Consider the following 15,861-nt stretch of genomic DNA (forward strand, 5'->3'; position numbering starts at 1 on the left):
CAGCATCAGCGTCACGAAGATCGCGAGTTTGCCCAGGGTGACGCCGAGCGAAGTCAACAATTTGCCGATTTCGAAACCGCCGGTGCCGGTCATCGAGTGCGCGAGCGCGGGCAGGAAGACCAGTGCGAGCACCATCACCAAGTCTTCGACGATCACCCAGCCGATCGCGATCTTGCCGCGCGGCGTGCTCAGCAAGCGGTGATCTTCGAGGCTGCGCAGCAACACCACCGTACTGGCCACCGACAATGCGAGGCCGAAGACGAAGCCCTGCATCGCCGACCAGCCCAGCGCCCAGGCCAGCAGCCAGCCGAAAGCCGTCGCCGCAGCGATGCCGGCCAATGCACCAGGAATCGCGGTCTTGCGTACTTCCAGCAGATCTTCCAGCGAGAAATGCAGGCCGACGCCGAACATCAGCAGGATCACGCCGATTTCGGCCAGTTCGCCGGCCAGTGCGGGATCGGCGACGAAGCCGGGCGTGAACGGTCCGGTCAGCACGCCTGCCAACAGATAGCCGACGATCGGCGAGAGCCGCAGCCGATGCGCCAGCGAGCCCAGCAGGAAGGCGAGGACCAGGCCCATGGCGATGGTGGCAATCAGGGGCGTGTCGTGCGGCATCCCGGCTCCAGCGTCGCGAATGCGTTCAATACTGGGGGCAGGGTGGTTGCGAATCAAACCCGGCCCGTCGCCGCGGCCGGGCTGGTAGAATCGCCGCCCTATGATTTCCTTCAAGAATTTCGCCCTTCGCCGCGGCGAACGCCTGCTGCTGTCCAACGTCGACCTCACGCTGCACGCCGGCTGGCGCGTGGGCGTGATCGGGCGCAACGGCTGCGGCAAATCCAGCCTGTTCGCCACCATCCTCGGTGAGATCGAATCGGACCTGGGCAATCTCGACATGCCTTCGCGCCTGCGTATCGCCTGCATCGCGCAGGAAACGCCATCGCTGCCGGATCCGGCGATCGATTTCGTGCTCGGCGGCGATGAAGCGGTTTACGAAGTGATCAAGGCCGAAGCCGCGGCGATGGATGCCGAGGATTACGACCTGGTCGCGGAATGCCATCACAAGCTCGACGAAATGAATGGTTACGACGCGAGTGCGCGCGCCGGTCGTCTGCTGCATGGCCTGGGGTTTCCCGCGGAAACGCATTCACGGCCGGTGTCGTCGTTCTCGGGCGGTTGGCGTGTGCGCCTGAACCTCGCGCGCGCGCTGATGAAACCGTCGGACATGCTGCTGCTCGACGAACCCACCAACCACCTCGATCTCGACGCCGTGCTCTGGCTCGAGCAATGGCTGCTCAAGTATCCGGGCACGTTGCTGCTGATCTCGCACGATCGCGAATTCCTCGATGGCGTGTCCACGCACACGCTGCACCTCAACGACGGCAAGGCCAAGCTCTACGCCGGCGACTACACCAGCTTCGAACGCCAGCGCGCCGAGCACCTGCGTCTGCAGCAGATTTCGCACGAGAAGGAACAGGCCGAGCGCGCGCATCTGCAAAGTTTCATCGACCGCTTCAAGGCGCAGGCCAGCAAGGCCAAGCAGGCGCAGTCGCGTGTCAAGCGTCTGGCCAAGCTCGCTGGCACCGAGGCGGTGCGCGCCGAGCGTTCGATCAGCATCAATTTCGCCGACCCGGTGAAGTTGCCGCATTCGCTGATCCGCCTCAATCATGTCGACGCCGGTTATGGCGCGACTTCCGCTGCGGTCGCGACCGAGAACGAGTCCGCCGTCGCCGCGCATTCCACGCCGACGGTCATCCTCAAGGATGTGGGCTTCGGTCTCGAGGCCGGCGATCGCGTCGGTTTGCTCGGGCCGAACGGCGCCGGCAAGTCGACGCTGGTGAAAACCCTGGTCGGCGAATTGCCGCTGCTCGCCGGCGAACGCGTGGCGCATCCGGACCTCAAGCTCGGCTATTTCGCGCAGCACACCGTCGAAAGCCTGCACGAAGGCCAGAGCCCGCTCTGGCATCTCAAGGAACTGGCGCCGAATGCCGGCGAACAGCAATTGCGCAATTTCCTCGGGCAGTGGAATTTCGTCGGCGACCGCGCCTTCGAATCGGTCGACGGTTTTTCCGGCGGCGAGCGCGCGCGTCTCGCACTCGCGCTGATCGCCTACCAGCAGCCGAACGTGATGCTGCTCGACGAGCCGACCAACCACCTCGACCTCGACATGCGCGAGGCGCTGGCCGAAGCACTGAGCATTTTCCCAGGCGCGATCGTGCTGGTCTCGCATGATCGCCACCTGATCGGACTGGTCTGCGAAACCTTCTGGCGTGTCGCCGATGGCAAGGTCGAGTCCTTCAACGGCGATCTCGACGAATACGCGGCCTGGCTGCGCTCGCGCGGCGGTTCGGAATCCAAGGCGGCGAAAGCGGCGGAGAAATTCGCGGCCGCGGCGCCGGTCAAGGCGGCGCGTTCGAAGCAGGCCATCGATGCCGCGGCGAAACGCCTCAAACAGGTGGAAGCGCGCATCGCGACGATCCAGTCTGAGGCCAAACACATCGAGGATGAGCTCGCCGACCCGGCGATCTACGGCAGCGATGGCGGCGGCGCGGTGGTGCGCCTGGCGCAGAAGCAGGGCGAGCTGCAGAAAGAGCGCGAAACGCTGGAAGCCGAATGGTTGACCTTGTACGAAGACGCCTGAGCGGGGCCGTCGCCCGTGCTTGAAACACGCCGTAGAAAGAACGATATCGTTGCCAGCAACACACGGATCACGCCATGCCCATCTATGCCTTCGAATGCGCAAGCTGCGGACACCAGTTCGAGCGCCTGCAGAAATTGTCCGACGTCGACCCCAGCGATTGCCCGGTCTGCGGTGCGCCGCAGGTGCGCCGGCAACTGACTGCACCGAGTTTCCGTCTCGCCGGCGGCGGCTGGTACGAGACCGATTTCAAGAAGGACGGCGACAAGAAGCGCAATCTGGTCGAGAAGGCCGAATCGACGCCGAAGGCCGATGCCAAGCCTGAAACCAAGGTCGAAGCCAAACCGGCGGCAGCGCCTGCGGCGGCGACCAAGCCGACGACAACGGGCGGTTCTGGTTCAGTCTGATTGAGCTGGTGCACGCGGCGCAGTCGGGTAGATGGCGCCGGACGCCGGCCCGGGCCGGTGACTGTTTCAAGTCGCCGCCCGATATCGGCTTGGTTGAAACAGCACCCGGCCCGAGCCGACGCCCGCTTTTTGCGAGCGCCATCATTGAGGGGAGGAGCTGTCTCGCTGTTTTTTCTTCTTCTTCAAGTTTTCCTGCCCTAGCCGTCGATTGCTCAATAACAACAAGCACGGTCGTGCGGCGGGACTGCCCGCGGACGGGACTGTTTTGACAAAGCCGATATCGGGCGGCGACTCAAAACAGTCACGGCTGGGGGCAGGCGCGTGCCGGAAGCGAGCTCAATCCGGGTCGCCAGTCCCGGAAAAGATTGCCCGCAAACCCCCCGAAGCCTTAAAATTCAAGGCTTTCCCGCGCCCGGCTGCCTTGGCCGACGCGCTGGCGCCGTCTTCCCCGGAGTCACCATGCGCACCCATTACTGCGGCCTCGTCAGCGAGGCCATGATCGGCCAGACCGTCACTCTCTGCGGCTGGGCCGACGTCGCCCGCAACCTCGGCGGCATCTGCTTCATCGATCTGCGCGACCACGAAGGCATCGTCCAGGTCGTCGCCGAGCCCGATAATCCGGCCTACGCCACTGCCGCGGAAGTCGGCTACGAAGACTGCCTGCGCATCACCGGCACCGTGCGCGCGCGCCATAGCGTCAATGACAAGATCAAGACCGGCCGGGTCGAGTTGCTCGCGGAAAAAATCGAGATCCTCAACAAGTCCGAGCCGCTGCCGTTCTACAACCACGAAAATCCCGGCGAAGACATCCGTCTGCGCTACCGCTACCTCGACCTGCGCCGTCCGGAAATGCAGTCGCGCATGCGCAAGCGCATCGCGTTGGTGCAGGCGCTGCGTCGTCATCTCGACGCGCAGGGCTTCCAGGACATCGAAACGCCGATCCTCACCAAGGCCACGCCGGAAGGCGCACGCGACTATCTGGTGCCCAGCCGCGTGCATGCCGGCGAATTCTTCGCGCTGCCGCAGTCGCCGCAGTTGTTCAAGCAGCTGCTGATGATGGCCGGCATGGATCGCTACTACCAGATCGCGCGCTGCTTCCGCGACGAGGATCTGCGCGCCGACCGCCAGCCGGAATTCACCCAACTCGACATGGAGTTCGCCTTCGTCAGCGAGCGCGACATCCAGGATTTCGTCGAGTCGATGATCCGCGGCGTGTTCAAGGAAGTGCAGGGTGTCGACCTCGCCAATCCTTTCCCGCGCATGACCTATGCCGAGGCGATGCGCCGCTATGGTTCCGACAAACCGGACCTGCGCATCGATCTGGAACTCACCGATATCGCTGAACTGGTGAAGAGCAGCGAGTTCAAGGTGTTCACCGACTGGGCGTCGAACGAAGACGGCCGCGTTGCCGCGCTGCGCGTGCCGGCTGGTGCGACGATGAGCCGCAAGCAGATCGACGACAACGGCGCTTACGCGGCGAAATACGGCGCGAAAGGCCTGGCTTGGCTCAAGGTCGAGGATCTCGCCAAGGGCCGCGATGGTGTGAATTCGCCGATCGCGAAATTCCTCGATGACGCGACGCTGGCCGCAGTGCTGGCTGCGACGAATGCGCAGACCGGCGACCTGATTTTGTTCGGCGCCGGCGCGTGGAAAACCGTCACCGACTTCATGGGCGCGCTGCGTTTGAAAGTCGCCAAGGACGCCGGCCTGGTCAAGGACGGCTGGCAGCCGCTGTGGGTCACCGATTTCCCGATGTTCGAATGGGACGGCGAAGAAAATCGTTTCGTCGCCCTGCATCATCCGTTCACCGCGCCCAAGGTCGACGATGTCGCCGATCTCGTCGCCAATGCCAAGACTGCGGTCAGCCGCGGCTACGACATGGTGCTCAACGGCAACGAGATCGGCGGCGGTTCGGTGCGCATCCACCGCTCGGAAATGCAGAGCCAGGTGTTCGATCTGCTCGGCATCAGCAAGGAAGAAGCGCAGGTCAAGTTCGGCTTCCTGCTCGAGGCGCTGAAATACGGCGCGCCGCCGCACGGCGGCATCGCCTTCGGCATCGATCGCATCGCCGCCTTGATGGCCGGCACCGATTCGATCCGCGACGTGATCGCCTTCCCGAAAACAGCTTCCGCGCAATGCCTGCTGACCTCGGCGCCGTCGGCGGTGCCGGACAAGCAGCTGGCGGAATTGCACGTCGCGGTCCGCAGCAAGACTCCGGGATAAGCCAATGGTCACTGCTCTTTCGACGCCGATCGCAGACGGGGAGCAGGGACAGGGAAAGCGCTTCCGCTGGCTGATGGCGGCGATCTTCCTGCTGGCGCTGATCTTGCGGCTCGCGTTTTTCTTCGGCGCGGGAATGGATCATCCGATCGCCGGCGACATCTTCCAGTACGTCAACTACGCCTGGAACCTGGTCAACCACGGCACCTTCTCGCTCGCGCAGCCGACCTTGGCGCCGGTGGCGCCCGATGCGTTCCGCGGCCCGGGTTATCCGGCGTTTCTCGCGATCTGGTTCTGGCTTTTCGGCGACAGCCAGTGGTATCTGCCGGCAGTGTTGGCGCAGATCCTGATCGGCGCGCTTACGGCGCCGCTGGCGATTGCCTGGACGCGCCTGTGGTTGCCGCGGCCGGCGGCGTTGACGGCCGGACTGCTGGTGGCGTTGTGGCCGCATGCGATCGTCCTGTCCAGCACCTTGCTCAGCGAGACGGTTTTTTGCGCCGCGTTGCTGCAGTTTTTTTATTGGGCCGGATTGGCCGAACGCGATCGCTCGTCGCGCTGGGCGGTCGCTGCGGGGCTCGCCGGCGGCATCGCCTATCTGGTCAATCCGATCGCGGCGCTGATTCCGCTGACGGCGGCGGCGCTGCTGTTTTTCCGTCGTCAGCGTCGGCTCGCGGCGTTGCTGCTGGCGTCGTATCTGCTGGTTTGCGGTAGCTGGTCGCTGCGCAACGCGATGCATCCGGAAATGCAAGGTGCCGGCGACCGCATCGCGATCAATTTCGTGCAGGGTTCGTGGCCGATGTTCCATGCGGCCTACAACGTGAGGTTCGAAGACGCATCCGCGCAATCGATGTTGGCGGTCGTGGATCAGGAAGAGCAGCTGATGGCGAAAAACCCGCGCGCCGGCCTGGCTGCGGTCGCCGAACGCTTCTCCTACGATCGCCTCGGCTACGTGCGCTGGTATCTGATCGACAAGCCGTATTCGCTGTGGAGCTGGCGGATCCGCGTCGGTTGGGGCGATATCTATTTTTTGACGACGGACCATTCCCCGTTCGAGCGCCAGGCGGTTTTCCGCGTGATCCTCTGGTTGTTTCGCAACGCCAATCCGGTGCTGTTCGGGCTGGCCGCACTGATGGCCATTGCCACGCTTGCGCGGCGTTGGCGTGATGCCGCGCCGGGAGCGTTCGCGCTCACGCTGACGGCGGCGTCTTTCGTTTACGTCACCGCGGTGCATACGGTGCTGCAGGCGGAGCCGCGCTACGCCGTGGCGTATCGGCCGCTGCAGGTGGCCCTCGCGGTGTCGGCGCTGCTGGCAGTGTGGCGATGGTGGCGCGCACGGCGTCAGCCCGCGCATCCGGCCTGACTCGTAGTGCGCAGCGGTGCCGGGTGATCGAAGGGCGGATATGCGATGCTCCCATCGCGGCGGGACAATGTCCCGTCTGAGTCGATGGGGAGGATCGAGTGATGGGTCAGGAGAGTGAGGGCACCTTGCGACAGGAGCGATGGCAGCGCAACGTCGCCATCCCCACTTTTTTTCGCATGCTGCGATTCGGCCTGGTAGGCGTTCTCGCCACGGCGACGCACGCGCTGGTCGCGCTCACCGCTCTGACGCTGTTTTCAGCGGTGCCGATGCTCGCCAACGCTGTCGGGTTCGTGACGGCTTTTGCGGTATCGATGACCGGGCACGCCTTGTTTACGTTCAACTCGCCCATGACGGTGCCGAGGGCATTGAAGTTCTGCGCCGTGGCGATCGCCGCGGTTTCCATATCCAGCGCCGTGGTGTTTCTTCTGGGCGCCTACACGCCGCTTTCGCGGCCGCATATCCTCATCCTCGCGGCGATATCGACACCGGCCCTGAGCTTCGCCGGTCATTCGCTTTGGACCTTCCGCAAGACTTTGGGATAACCGGGCATCGTGGACAGGGACGTCTATCAACGGATGCGCGCGCTGCAGGGCGAGCATTGGTGGTTCCGCGCCAGACGCAGGATATTGGCGACGCTGATCGCCGGGCTCGACCTGTCCGCGGACGCACGCATTCTGGAGGCTGGTTGCGGATCGGGCGGCAACATCGCACTGCTGCAGAAGTTTGGTCGCGTGTCGGCATTCGACATGGATGAGGAGGCTGCGGGCTATTGCCGGGCCGACACTGGAATTTCCTGCCGCGTGGGTTCCCTGCCTTTCGACAATCCCTATCAGGACGATCGCGGTTTCGACCTGGTGGTGTCGCTGGATGTGCTGGAACACATCGACGACGATCGCGCGTCGTTGGTCTCGCTGGCCAGTTGTCTTGGCGAAGGCGGCCGCTTGTTGCTTGCCGTGCCGGCCTATCAATGGATGTTTTCCAGTCATGACCGCATCCATCACCACAAGCGCCGATATGACCGCGTGGAGCTGGAGACACTGGTCAAAGAGTCAGGCCTGGTCGTGCGGCGCTCCGGATATTTCAATACGATCCTGTTCCCGCTGATCGCCTGCGTGCGGTTGCTGTCGAAACTTCTCGGGCGCGATTCCGGCAGCGACATGAAGATGCCGGGGAGATGGAGCAATGCCTTGCTCACTGGCGTTTTCGGCGCCGAGGCGAACGTGTTGCGATACGCAGGTTTTCCCTTTGGCACGTCGATATTCCTGGTCGCGACGCGTGCCGATCAGGATGCGGGACGCGGCGAGTGATCAATTGCCGTCCTGCCGTCCATAAAGCACTCCTCCATGGCGTCTTCGAGGCCTCTATACTCGTCGCAACGTCCTCAGCCCTGCGCGCGTGAAAGCCGAACCCGTCCTGCTCCTGCACGGCCTGATGATGCGCAGCCCCGCCTTGTTGCCGCTTGCGAGCAGGCTGCGGCGACGTGGCTTCGAGCCGCGCCTGTTCGGCTATTCGACGCTGTGGCAAAGCCCGGCGCGGGCGATGGAACGACTGGCCATGCAGTTGTATGCCTACGGCGATCAGCCGGTGCATCTGGTCGCGCACAGCCTCGGCGGGCTGGTCGCGCTGGAAACGATCAATCGTTATCAACAGCTGCCGCCTGGCCGCGTGACCTGCCTTGGCTCGCCGCTCGCCGGCAGCACGGCGGCGCGTGCCTTGCATGATCGCGGACTGGGTTTCGTCTCGGGAAAAAGCGGTGCCTTCCTGCGTGGCGGCCTGATCGAATTGCCGCCGCGGCGCCAGATCGGCGTGATCGCCGGTTCCCGGTCGCTGGGCCTGGGAAAGTACTTCAGTCGTTTCGACGGTCTCAACGACGGCACTGTCGCGGTCTGGGAGACCCGCCTGCCCGGACTCGCGGATCACATCGTGATTCCGTCCAGTCACACCGGGCTGGCATTTTCGCCCGTTGCCGCGGATCTGGTCGGCAACTTTCTCGAGACCGGGCACTTCCGGCCCTGAGTCGATGGCGCAGCTATAATCGCGCCCAGCCTGGCCTTGCCGCGCCATCATCGTGGCCGTCGCAGCGGCCGAAAAATCAGCAGCAGAAAACAAAGGGTAGGACGCATGGGCAGATTGATGAAAATTGCTGGCCACAAGGGCGCACAGGACGCCAAGCGCGGCAAGATCTTCACCAAGGTGATCCGCGAGATCACCGTCGCTGCCCGCGCCGGTGGCGGCGACCCGAAGGCGAATCCACGCCTGCGCCTCGCCGTGGACAAGGCGCTGGCGGTGAACATGGCCAAGGATGTGATCGACCGCGCCATCAAGAAAGCCACCGGCGAACTCGAAGGCGTGAACTACGAGGAAATCCGCTACGAAGGCTACGCACCCGGCGGCATCGCGGTGATCGTCGACTGCATGACCGAAAACAAGGTCCGTACCGTTGCCGAAGTGCGCCACGCTTTCAGCAAATGCGGCGGCAACATGGGTACGGAAGGTTCGGTCGCCTTCATGTTCAAGAAACTCGGCGTGCTCAGCTATGCGCCTGGCGCGAACGAGGACGCGATCACCGAAGCGGCGATCGAAGCCGGCGCCGACGATATCGTCAGCTATCCCGAGGATGGCGCGATCGAAGTGTTGATCGCCCCGGAAAATTTCCAGGTGGTGAAAGACGCGATGGTCAAGGCCGGCTTCACGCCCGAGCAGGCGGAAGTGACGATGCGCGCCGAGAACGACATCGCTGTCAGCGGCGAAGCCGCCGAGCAGGTGATCAAGATGCTGGACATGCTTGAGGACCTGGACGACGTGCAGAACGTGTATTCGAATGCGGAGCTGGATGAGGGTGCGTTGAAGTGATTGCCGGGACGAGAGAGGGGAGAGGGGAGAGGGGAGACGGCGGCGCGTGCCGCGTTCCTGGTCCTCTGTTCAACTGCGATGACGGTTTCCCGCGTCTCCCGTCTCCCGTCTCCTCCCTCCCGTTTCACTCCCAATGACCCGCATCCTCGGCATCGATCCGGGATCGCAGCGCACTGGCGTCGGCATCATCGACTGCGATGCTGCGGGCCGCATCACCCATGTTTTCCACGCACCGCTGAAACTGCTCGATGCCGAAAGTTTTCCATTGCGGCTGAAGCTGCTGCTCGATGGCCTCGGCGAGATCATCGGTAAGTATCAGCCCGAAGAAGTCGCGATCGAGAAAGTGTTCATGGCGCGCAATCCCGATTCCGCGCTCAAACTTGGCCAGGCGCGTGGCGCGGCGATGTGCGCGGCGGTGATGCGCGATCTGCCGGTGCACGAATACGCCGCCAAGGAAATCAAGCTCGCCGTCGTCGGCAAGGGCGGCGCCGACAAGGTGCAGGTGCAGCACATGATCGGCGTGATGCTCAACCTGCACGGCAAGATACAGGCCGACGCCGCCGATGCGCTCGCCGTCGCGATCACTCACGCACACGTGCGCGCCACTGCGGCGCGCATCGGCGTGAGCGCTCGCCAGGTCTGGAGCAGGAAATGATCGGACGTCTGAAAGGGTGAGACGATGCGTTTGCGAGCCACCGGCTCGCGCATCGGCGAACGCCCGCGGGCTGCGCCCGTGGGCCGGGTGGTTGTGATGGCGAACAAGGATTTTTCGTGATCGGACGTCTGAAAGGAACCTTGGTGCACAAGCAGCCGCCCTGGCTGATGATCGATGTCGGCGGCGTCGGTTACGAGCTCGAGGCGCCGATGTCGACGTTCTACGATCTGCCCGAGGTCGGCCGCGAAGTCACCTTGTTCACCCATCACGCGGTGAAGGAAGACGCGGTCGCGCTGTATGGTTTTTTTCACGAAGTCGAGCGGCGATTGTTCCGTGACGTGCAGAAGGTCACCGGCATCGGCGCGAAGATTGCGCTGGCGATTTTGTCCGGCGCCAGCGTCGACGAATTCGCGCGGCTGGTGCAGGCCGGCGACGTCACCGCGCTGACGCGCATCCCGGGCATCGGCAAGAAGACCGCCGAGCGCATCGTGGTCGAGCTGCGCGATCGCGCCGCCGATTTCACTGGCTCTGGCGCGCTGATCTCTGGAAACAGGAACCTCCCCGTCGATCCGGTCAGCGAGGCCAGCGTCGCCCTGCAGGCCCTGGGCTACAAGCCCGCGGAGATCGCCCGGATGGTCAAGGAGGCCGCCGCCGGCGACAGCGCGGAAGACATCATCCGAAAAGCGCTAAAATCCATGCTCCGCAGCGGCTGAACCGGGTAAGGACGCCTCAAGGTCATGTCACACAAAGCCCACGGAGAGGGTCGCCAGCGCATCTTGCCGCTGGTGATCGGTGCGATCGGCGTCGTCTTCGGCGACATCGGCACCAGCCCGCTGTACACCTTGAAGGAAGCCTTCGGCCATCAGTACGGCCTGCAGCCCAACCCGGCCAATGTGCTCGGCGTGCTGTCGTTGGTTTTCTGGGCGATGCTGCTGATCGTCACCATCAAGTACGTGATGGTGGTGATGCGCGCCGACAACCGCGGCGAAGGCGGCATTCTGGCCTTGATGGCGGTGGTGCAGCGCAGCCTGCCGATTGCGTCGCCGCTGGCCTACACGGTCGGCATCCTCGGCATTCTCGGCACCGCGCTTTTTTTTGGTGATGCAGTGATCACGCCGGCGATCTCGGTGCTGTCGGCGGTGGAAGGCCTGGAAGTGGCGACGCCGAAACTGCATCAATATGTCGTGCCGATCACGCTGGCGGTGTTGCTGCTGTTGTTCACCGTGCAGCGCAAGGGCACCGAGCGCGTCGGCCGCATCTTTGGCCCGGTGATGGTGCTCTGGTTCCTGTGCCTGGCGGTGCTGGGCGTGATGCAGATTCTCAGGAATCCGGTGGTTCTCTATGCGCTCAATCCGTTCTACGCGTTCGAGTTTTTCCTGCATCAAGGCGTGATCGCCTGGCTCGCGCTGGGCGCGGTGGTGCTGGCGGTGACCGGCGGCGAAGCCCTGTATGCCGACATGGGCCACTTCGGACGCTTCCCGATCAGCCGCGCCTGGTTGCTGTTCGTGATGCCGGCGCTGGTGCTCAATTATTTTGGTCAGGGCGCGCTGGTGCTGGCGGATCCGGCGGCGCTGAAAAATCCCTTCTATGGATTGGTACCGGCGCCGCTGCTGTATCCGATGATCATCCTCGCGACACTGGCGACGGTGATTGCTTCGCAGGCGGTGATTTCCGGCGCGTTCTCGCTGGCGCGGCAGGCGATCCAGCTCGGCTATCTGCCGCGCTTCAAGCTGATCCATACCTCCGACGAAACCATCGGCCAGGTTTATCTGCCCTGGGTCAATCGCATCCTGATGGTTGCGGTGATGTTGCTGGTGCTGAGCTTCCGCAGCTCGAGCAATCTTGCTTCGGCCTACGGCGTTTCGGTGACCGGCGCGATGCTGATCGACACCTTGCTGCTGATGATCCTCGCATCCTCGCGCTGGCGCTGGCCGGGCTGGGCGATCGCGCTGGTCGGCGTCGCCTATCTGATCATCGATGGTGCGCTGTTCTCGTCGAATGCGATCAAGTTCTTCCACGGTGCCTGGGTGCCGGTGGCGCTGGGCATGATCGTATTCACGCTGATGCGGACCTGGCGTCGCGGTCGCGACCTGGTGCGCGAGCAAGTCAATCGCGACAGCCTGCGCATCGAACATTTCGTGCAGAGCGTGATGACCGATCCGCCGGTGCGCGTGACCGGCACCGCGGTGTTCATGACACCGTCCAACGACTACATGCCGCCGGCGCTGCTGCACAACCTCAAGCACAACAAGGTGCTGCACGAGCGGAATGTATTGCTCAGCGTCGAGACCCTGAGCGTGCCGCGCGCCGAGGAGCTCGAGCGGGTCGCGTATACCGACCTCGGCCATGGCTTCGCGCGCCTCACGCTGCGTTACGGCTACATGGAAGATCCCGACGTGCCCAAGGCGCTCAAGCGCTGGGCTATTCCGGGGCCACCGTTCGATTCGATGGATACCACCTTCTTCGCCAGCCGCGAGGCGCTGACCGCCAATGCCGACCAGGGCATGGCGCTGTGGCGCGACAAGCTGTTCCTGGTGATGTCGCGCAATGCCACGCCGGCGACGGAGTTCTTCTCGATCCCGGGCAATCGCCTGGTGGAATTGGGCACGCAGGTGGTTATCTGAGGCACTTCCGATTGATCGTCATCTGATCGACGGCCATCCGATCAACTGTCATCCCGGCGAAAGCCGGGATCCATGTTGATCTTCCGCTCAAATCACAATGGATCCCGGCTTTCGCCGGGATGACGGGAGTTGTTTGCAAGGCTGAAGCGGTTTTTGAGCTGTTTCCCCCGCCATGTGCTGACATAATGCCGGCATGGAAGAAGCCCGCGTCATAGCCAACGCCGCCACGCGCGAAGACGAGGCCATCGAAGCCAGTATCCGGCCGAAGACGCTCGACGAATATCTCGGCCAGGAAGCGGTCCGCGAGCAGCTCAAGATCTATATCGAAGCGGCGAAAGGCCGGCGCGAGGCGCTCGACCACGTGCTGATCTTCGGGCCGCCCGGCCTGGGCAAGACCACGCTCTCGCATGTGATCGCCAACGAACTCGGTGTCAACCTGCGCCAGACCTCGGGCCCGGTGATCGAACGCGCCGGCGATCTCGCCGCACTGCTCACCAATCTTCAGCCGCACGACGTGTTGTTCATCGACGAGATCCATCGTCTCTCGCCGGTGGTCGAGGAAGTGCTGTATCCGGCGATGGAAGATTTCCAGATCGACATCATGATCGGCGAAGGCCCGGCCGCGCGTTCGATCAAGCTCGACCTGCCGCCGTTCACGCTGGTCGGCGCCACCACGCGCGCCGGCCTGCTCACCGGCCCGCTGCGCGATCGCTTCGGCATCGTCCAGCGTCTGCAGTTTTATACGCCGGAAGAACTCACGCGGATCGTGCGGCGCTCGGCCGGCATCCTCGGCATCGCCTGCGATCCGAATGGCGCCGCCGAGATTGCCCGGCGTTCGCGCGGCACGCCGCGCATCGCCAACCGCCTGCTGCGCCGCGCCCGCGATTTCGCCCAGGTGCGTGCCGGCGGCGAGATCACGCATGAAGTTGCCGATGCCGCGATGGCGATGCTCAAGATCGATCCGCAGGGCTTCGACGAGATCGACCGGAATCTGTTGCGCATGATCATCGAGAATTTCGACGGCGGCCCGGTCGGTGTGGAATCGCTGGCCGCGGCCCTGTCGGAAGAGCGCGGCACCATCGAGGATGTAATCGAGCCCTACCTGATCCAGCAGGGTTTCATCGTGCGCAGCGCGCGCGGCCGCATGGCGACGGCGAAGGCCTATCTGCAACTGGGCATCAAGCCACCAAAGCGTGCCGGCGATGTCGATCTGTTCGAAGGTTGAGCCGATGTTCAGCTTACCGACAAGGATCTATTGGGAAGATACCGATGCCGGTGGCGTCGTCTATCACGCCAGCTACCTGCGATTCCTGGAACGCGCACGCACCGAGTGGTTGCGCGATCTCGGCATCAGCCAGCAAGCACTCAAAGAACAACAAGACGTGGTCCTCGTGGTGCGCGAGATGCGCATCGATTTCCTTAAACCGGCGAGGTTGGATGATGTCCTGGCGGTCAGCGTGCGCTTGAGCGAACGCCGTGCCGCCAGCTTCGTGGTCGCGCAGCAGATCTTCCGTGGTGAAGACTGCCTGCTGCGCGCCGAAGCACGCATCGCCTGCCTGCAAGCCAGCCAATTCCGTCCGTGCGCCCTGCCCGAAGGGCTGTTGCCGGACCCCAGCCCCGGAGAATCCCGATGATATCTGCCCTGACCCTGATCGCCGCTGCGCCGGCCGCGGCACTGCCTGCCGATACGGCCGCCGCCGCGACAGCAGCGCCGAGCGCCGGGCTGAATTATCTGCAGCTGGTATTGCATGCGAGCCTGCCGGTGCAGATCGTGCTGCTGCTGTTGCTCGCGGCGTCGGTGCTGAGCTGGTTCATCATCTTCCGCAAGAACAGCGTGTTCAATCGTGCCAATCGCGAGGCCGAGGAATTCGAGGGCCGCTTCTGGTCGGGCTCCGATCTCAATCAACTCTATCGCGACGCCACCGATCGCAGCCGCGTGGTCGCAGGCCTGGAAGCGATTTTCGAAGCAGGCTTCCGCGAATTCACCCGTCTGCGCCAGCAGAAAAAAGTGATCGACGCGCGCGCTCAGCTTGAAGGCGCGCAGCGCGCGATGCGCGCGACACTCGCCCGCGAGATCGACGGGCTGGAGGCGAATCTCGAATTGCTCGCGAACGTCGGTTCCACCGCACCCTATGTCGGTCTCGTCGGCACGGTGTTCGGCATCATGATTTCCTTCCACGGTCTGGCCAACAACAAGCAGGCGACGATCGCCTCGGTCGCGCCGGGCATTTCCGAAGCACTGGTCGCCACCGCGATGGGCTTGTTCGCGGCGATCCCGGCGGTCTGGGCGTACAACCGCTACGCCACGCGCGTCGAACGCCTGTCGGTGCGCTACGAAAGTTTCGCCGAGGAATTTTCCTCGATCCTGCAGCGCCAGTCCCACGATGAGCATTGATCGGGCCGCCCCCGATTCCGTGATTCCCGCGTCGAGGACTCCGATATGACCGCCACCTTCGCCCGCCACAAACGCAAGCGCAAGCTCAAGGCCGAGATCAACGTCGTGCCCTATATCGACGTGATGCTGGTGCTGCTGATCATCTTCATGGTCACGGCGCCGCTGCTCAATCTCGGCGTCGATATCGATCTGCCGAAGTCCAATGCGCGTTCGGTCGAAACAAAAAAAGACCCGATCATGGTCAGTGTCGATGCCAACGGCGGGTACACGCTCAAGCTGCCCGATTCCGGCAAGGAGCGCGTCAGCGCCGCCGAGTTGCAGGCGAAAGTGAAAGCGATCGTCAGCAGCAACCCGGATGTCGCGGTATTCATCGCTGGCGATCGTCAGGCCAGTTACGACAAGGTGTATGACGCGATGGCGTTGCTGCAGATCGCCGGCGTCAACAAGGTCGGCCTCATGAGCAAACCCACGGAAGGAAACTGAGTCGACGATGGAATCGCGCGACGACAATGTCCACGCCGCACTGCTGGCCGTGCTGCTGCACGCCGGGGTGCTGGCGCTGATCATCCTGAGCTCGTTGTTCAGCTGGGCCGATCGCGAGGCCACGGCCGCTGGCGAGCCGATCCAGGCGTCGCTGCAGTTTTCTGCCGCTGATCTGCGCCACGCGCAGCAGGCGATCAAAGCCTCGAGCGCGCCGGCGGAAAAGCCCAAG

General features: G+C 63.7%; 16 protein-coding genes and 1 pseudogene. 16 read left to right on the forward strand and 1 reads right to left on the reverse strand.

Annotated elements, in window-relative coordinates; translation table 11 throughout:
* Positions 1-615 (reverse strand): cation:proton antiporter (locus tag VKM35_RS13110; RefSeq protein WP_324321531.1); only part of this gene is annotated, 615 nt, incomplete at its 3' end.
* A 100-nt stretch (positions 616-715) separates the two neighbouring features.
* Here VKM35_RS13110 and abc-f point away from each other — a divergent pair.
* From abc-f to VKM35_RS13190, 16 genes and pseudogenes are all read left to right on the forward strand, one after another.
* Positions 716-2,638: a ribosomal protection-like ABC-F family protein gene (gene abc-f / locus VKM35_RS13115; protein ID WP_324321533.1), complete on the forward strand. Its 1,923-nt coding sequence runs from the start codon at positions 716-718 to the stop codon at positions 2,636-2,638.
* Between the two features lie 74 nt (positions 2,639-2,712).
* Positions 2,713-3,042, forward strand: coding sequence for a zinc ribbon domain-containing protein (locus VKM35_RS13120; RefSeq protein WP_324321534.1), 330 nt, complete (start codon positions 2,713-2,715; stop codon positions 3,040-3,042).
* Between the two features lie 459 nt (positions 3,043-3,501).
* On the forward strand, positions 3,502-5,265 hold the full coding sequence (aspS, locus tag VKM35_RS13125; protein WP_324321535.1) for an aspartate--tRNA ligase: 1,764 nt from the start codon (positions 3,502-3,504) through the stop codon (positions 5,263-5,265).
* 4 nt (positions 5,266-5,269) lie between these two features.
* Complete coding sequence (locus tag VKM35_RS13130; RefSeq protein ID WP_324321537.1) at positions 5,270-6,622, forward strand: ArnT family glycosyltransferase; 1,353 nt, start codon at positions 5,270-5,272, stop codon at positions 6,620-6,622.
* A 176-nt stretch (positions 6,623-6,798) separates the two neighbouring features.
* Positions 6,799-7,164, forward strand: a complete 366-nt coding sequence (locus VKM35_RS13135; RefSeq protein ID WP_324321538.1) for a GtrA family protein — start codon at positions 6,799-6,801, stop codon at positions 7,162-7,164.
* Between the two features lie 9 nt (positions 7,165-7,173).
* Positions 7,174-7,929 carry a class I SAM-dependent methyltransferase gene (locus tag VKM35_RS13140; RefSeq protein WP_324321539.1) on the forward strand — a complete coding sequence of 252 codons (756 nt, stop codon included), beginning with the start codon at positions 7,174-7,176 and terminating at the stop codon, positions 7,927-7,929.
* An 88-nt stretch (positions 7,930-8,017) separates the two neighbouring features.
* Complete coding sequence (locus VKM35_RS13145) at positions 8,018-8,638, forward strand: esterase/lipase family protein (protein ID WP_324321540.1); 621 nt, start codon at positions 8,018-8,020, stop codon at positions 8,636-8,638.
* Between the two features lie 105 nt (positions 8,639-8,743).
* The gene (locus VKM35_RS13150; protein WP_414636663.1) at positions 8,744-9,475 is read left to right on the forward strand and encodes a YebC/PmpR family DNA-binding transcriptional regulator; all 732 of its coding nucleotides are present in this window, start codon (positions 8,744-8,746) and stop codon (positions 9,473-9,475) included.
* Positions 9,476-9,608: 133 nt separating this feature from the next.
* Positions 9,609-10,130: a crossover junction endodeoxyribonuclease RuvC gene (gene ruvC / locus VKM35_RS13155; RefSeq protein WP_324321544.1), complete on the forward strand. Its 522-nt coding sequence runs from the start codon at positions 9,609-9,611 to the stop codon at positions 10,128-10,130.
* A 116-nt stretch (positions 10,131-10,246) separates the two neighbouring features.
* Entirely contained in the window at positions 10,247-10,843 is a 597-nt protein-coding gene (gene ruvA, locus VKM35_RS13160; RefSeq protein WP_324321546.1) for a Holliday junction branch migration protein RuvA, read from the forward strand.
* Between the two features lie 24 nt (positions 10,844-10,867).
* Positions 10,868-12,754 carry a potassium transporter Kup gene (locus tag VKM35_RS13165; RefSeq protein WP_324321547.1) on the forward strand — a complete coding sequence of 629 codons (1,887 nt, stop codon included), beginning with the start codon at positions 10,868-10,870 and terminating at the stop codon, positions 12,752-12,754.
* 193 nt (positions 12,755-12,947) lie between these two features.
* The gene (ruvB, locus tag VKM35_RS13170) at positions 12,948-13,979 is read left to right on the forward strand and encodes a Holliday junction branch migration DNA helicase RuvB (protein ID WP_324321548.1); all 1,032 of its coding nucleotides are present in this window, start codon (positions 12,948-12,950) and stop codon (positions 13,977-13,979) included.
* Positions 13,957-14,388 (forward strand): tol-pal system-associated acyl-CoA thioesterase, encoded by a 432-nt coding sequence (gene ybgC, locus VKM35_RS13175; RefSeq protein ID WP_324321551.1) that lies wholly within the window; start codon positions 13,957-13,959, stop codon positions 14,386-14,388. The genes ruvB and ybgC overlap by 23 nt, the downstream gene beginning before the upstream one ends.
* A complete protein-coding gene (tolQ, locus tag VKM35_RS13180; RefSeq protein WP_324321549.1) occupies positions 14,385-15,149 on the forward strand; it encodes a protein TolQ in 765 nt (254 codons plus the stop codon). The genes ybgC and tolQ overlap by 4 nt, the downstream gene beginning before the upstream one ends.
* 45 nt (positions 15,150-15,194) lie before the next feature.
* On the forward strand, positions 15,195-15,632 hold the full coding sequence (tolR, locus tag VKM35_RS13185; RefSeq protein WP_324321550.1) for a protein TolR: 438 nt from the start codon (positions 15,195-15,197) through the stop codon (positions 15,630-15,632).
* Positions 15,633-15,639: 7 nt separating this feature from the next.
* Positions 15,640-15,861 (forward strand): annotated as a pseudogene (locus VKM35_RS13190) (protein TolA); the annotation flags it as partial.

The organism is Arenimonas sp., assembly GCF_035312645.1.
Classification (GTDB): domain Bacteria; phylum Pseudomonadota; class Gammaproteobacteria; order Xanthomonadales; family Xanthomonadaceae; genus Arenimonas.

Excerpts from the sequence above, each read along its gene's own strand:
- ruvB (WP_324321548.1), top strand. The coding sequence starts at position 12,948 with ATGGAAGAAGCCCGCGTCATAGCCAACGCCGCCACGCGCGAAGACGAG.
- abc-f (WP_324321533.1), top strand. The coding sequence starts at position 716 with ATGATTTCCTTCAAGAATTTCGCCCTTCGCCGCGGCGAACGCCTGCTG.
- VKM35_RS13165 (WP_324321547.1), top strand. The coding sequence starts at position 10,868 with ATGTCACACAAAGCCCACGGAGAGGGTCGCCAGCGCATCTTGCCGCTG.
- tolR (WP_324321550.1), top strand. The coding sequence starts at position 15,195 with ATGACCGCCACCTTCGCCCGCCACAAACGCAAGCGCAAGCTCAAGGCC.
- aspS (WP_324321535.1), top strand. The coding sequence starts at position 3,502 with ATGCGCACCCATTACTGCGGCCTCGTCAGCGAGGCCATGATCGGCCAG.
- VKM35_RS13135 (WP_324321538.1), top strand. The coding sequence starts at position 6,799 with ATGCTGCGATTCGGCCTGGTAGGCGTTCTCGCCACGGCGACGCACGCG.
- VKM35_RS13120 (WP_324321534.1), top strand. The coding sequence starts at position 2,713 with ATGCCCATCTATGCCTTCGAATGCGCAAGCTGCGGACACCAGTTCGAG.
- ybgC (WP_324321551.1), top strand. The coding sequence starts at position 13,957 with ATGTCGATCTGTTCGAAGGTTGAGCCGATGTTCAGCTTACCGACAAGG.
- VKM35_RS13150 (WP_414636663.1), top strand. The coding sequence starts at position 8,744 with ATGGGCAGATTGATGAAAATTGCTGGCCACAAGGGCGCACAGGACGCC.
- ruvC (WP_324321544.1), top strand. The coding sequence starts at position 9,609 with ATGACCCGCATCCTCGGCATCGATCCGGGATCGCAGCGCACTGGCGTC.
- VKM35_RS13130 (WP_324321537.1), top strand. The coding sequence starts at position 5,270 with ATGGTCACTGCTCTTTCGACGCCGATCGCAGACGGGGAGCAGGGACAG.
- tolQ (WP_324321549.1), top strand. The coding sequence starts at position 14,385 with ATGATATCTGCCCTGACCCTGATCGCCGCTGCGCCGGCCGCGGCACTG.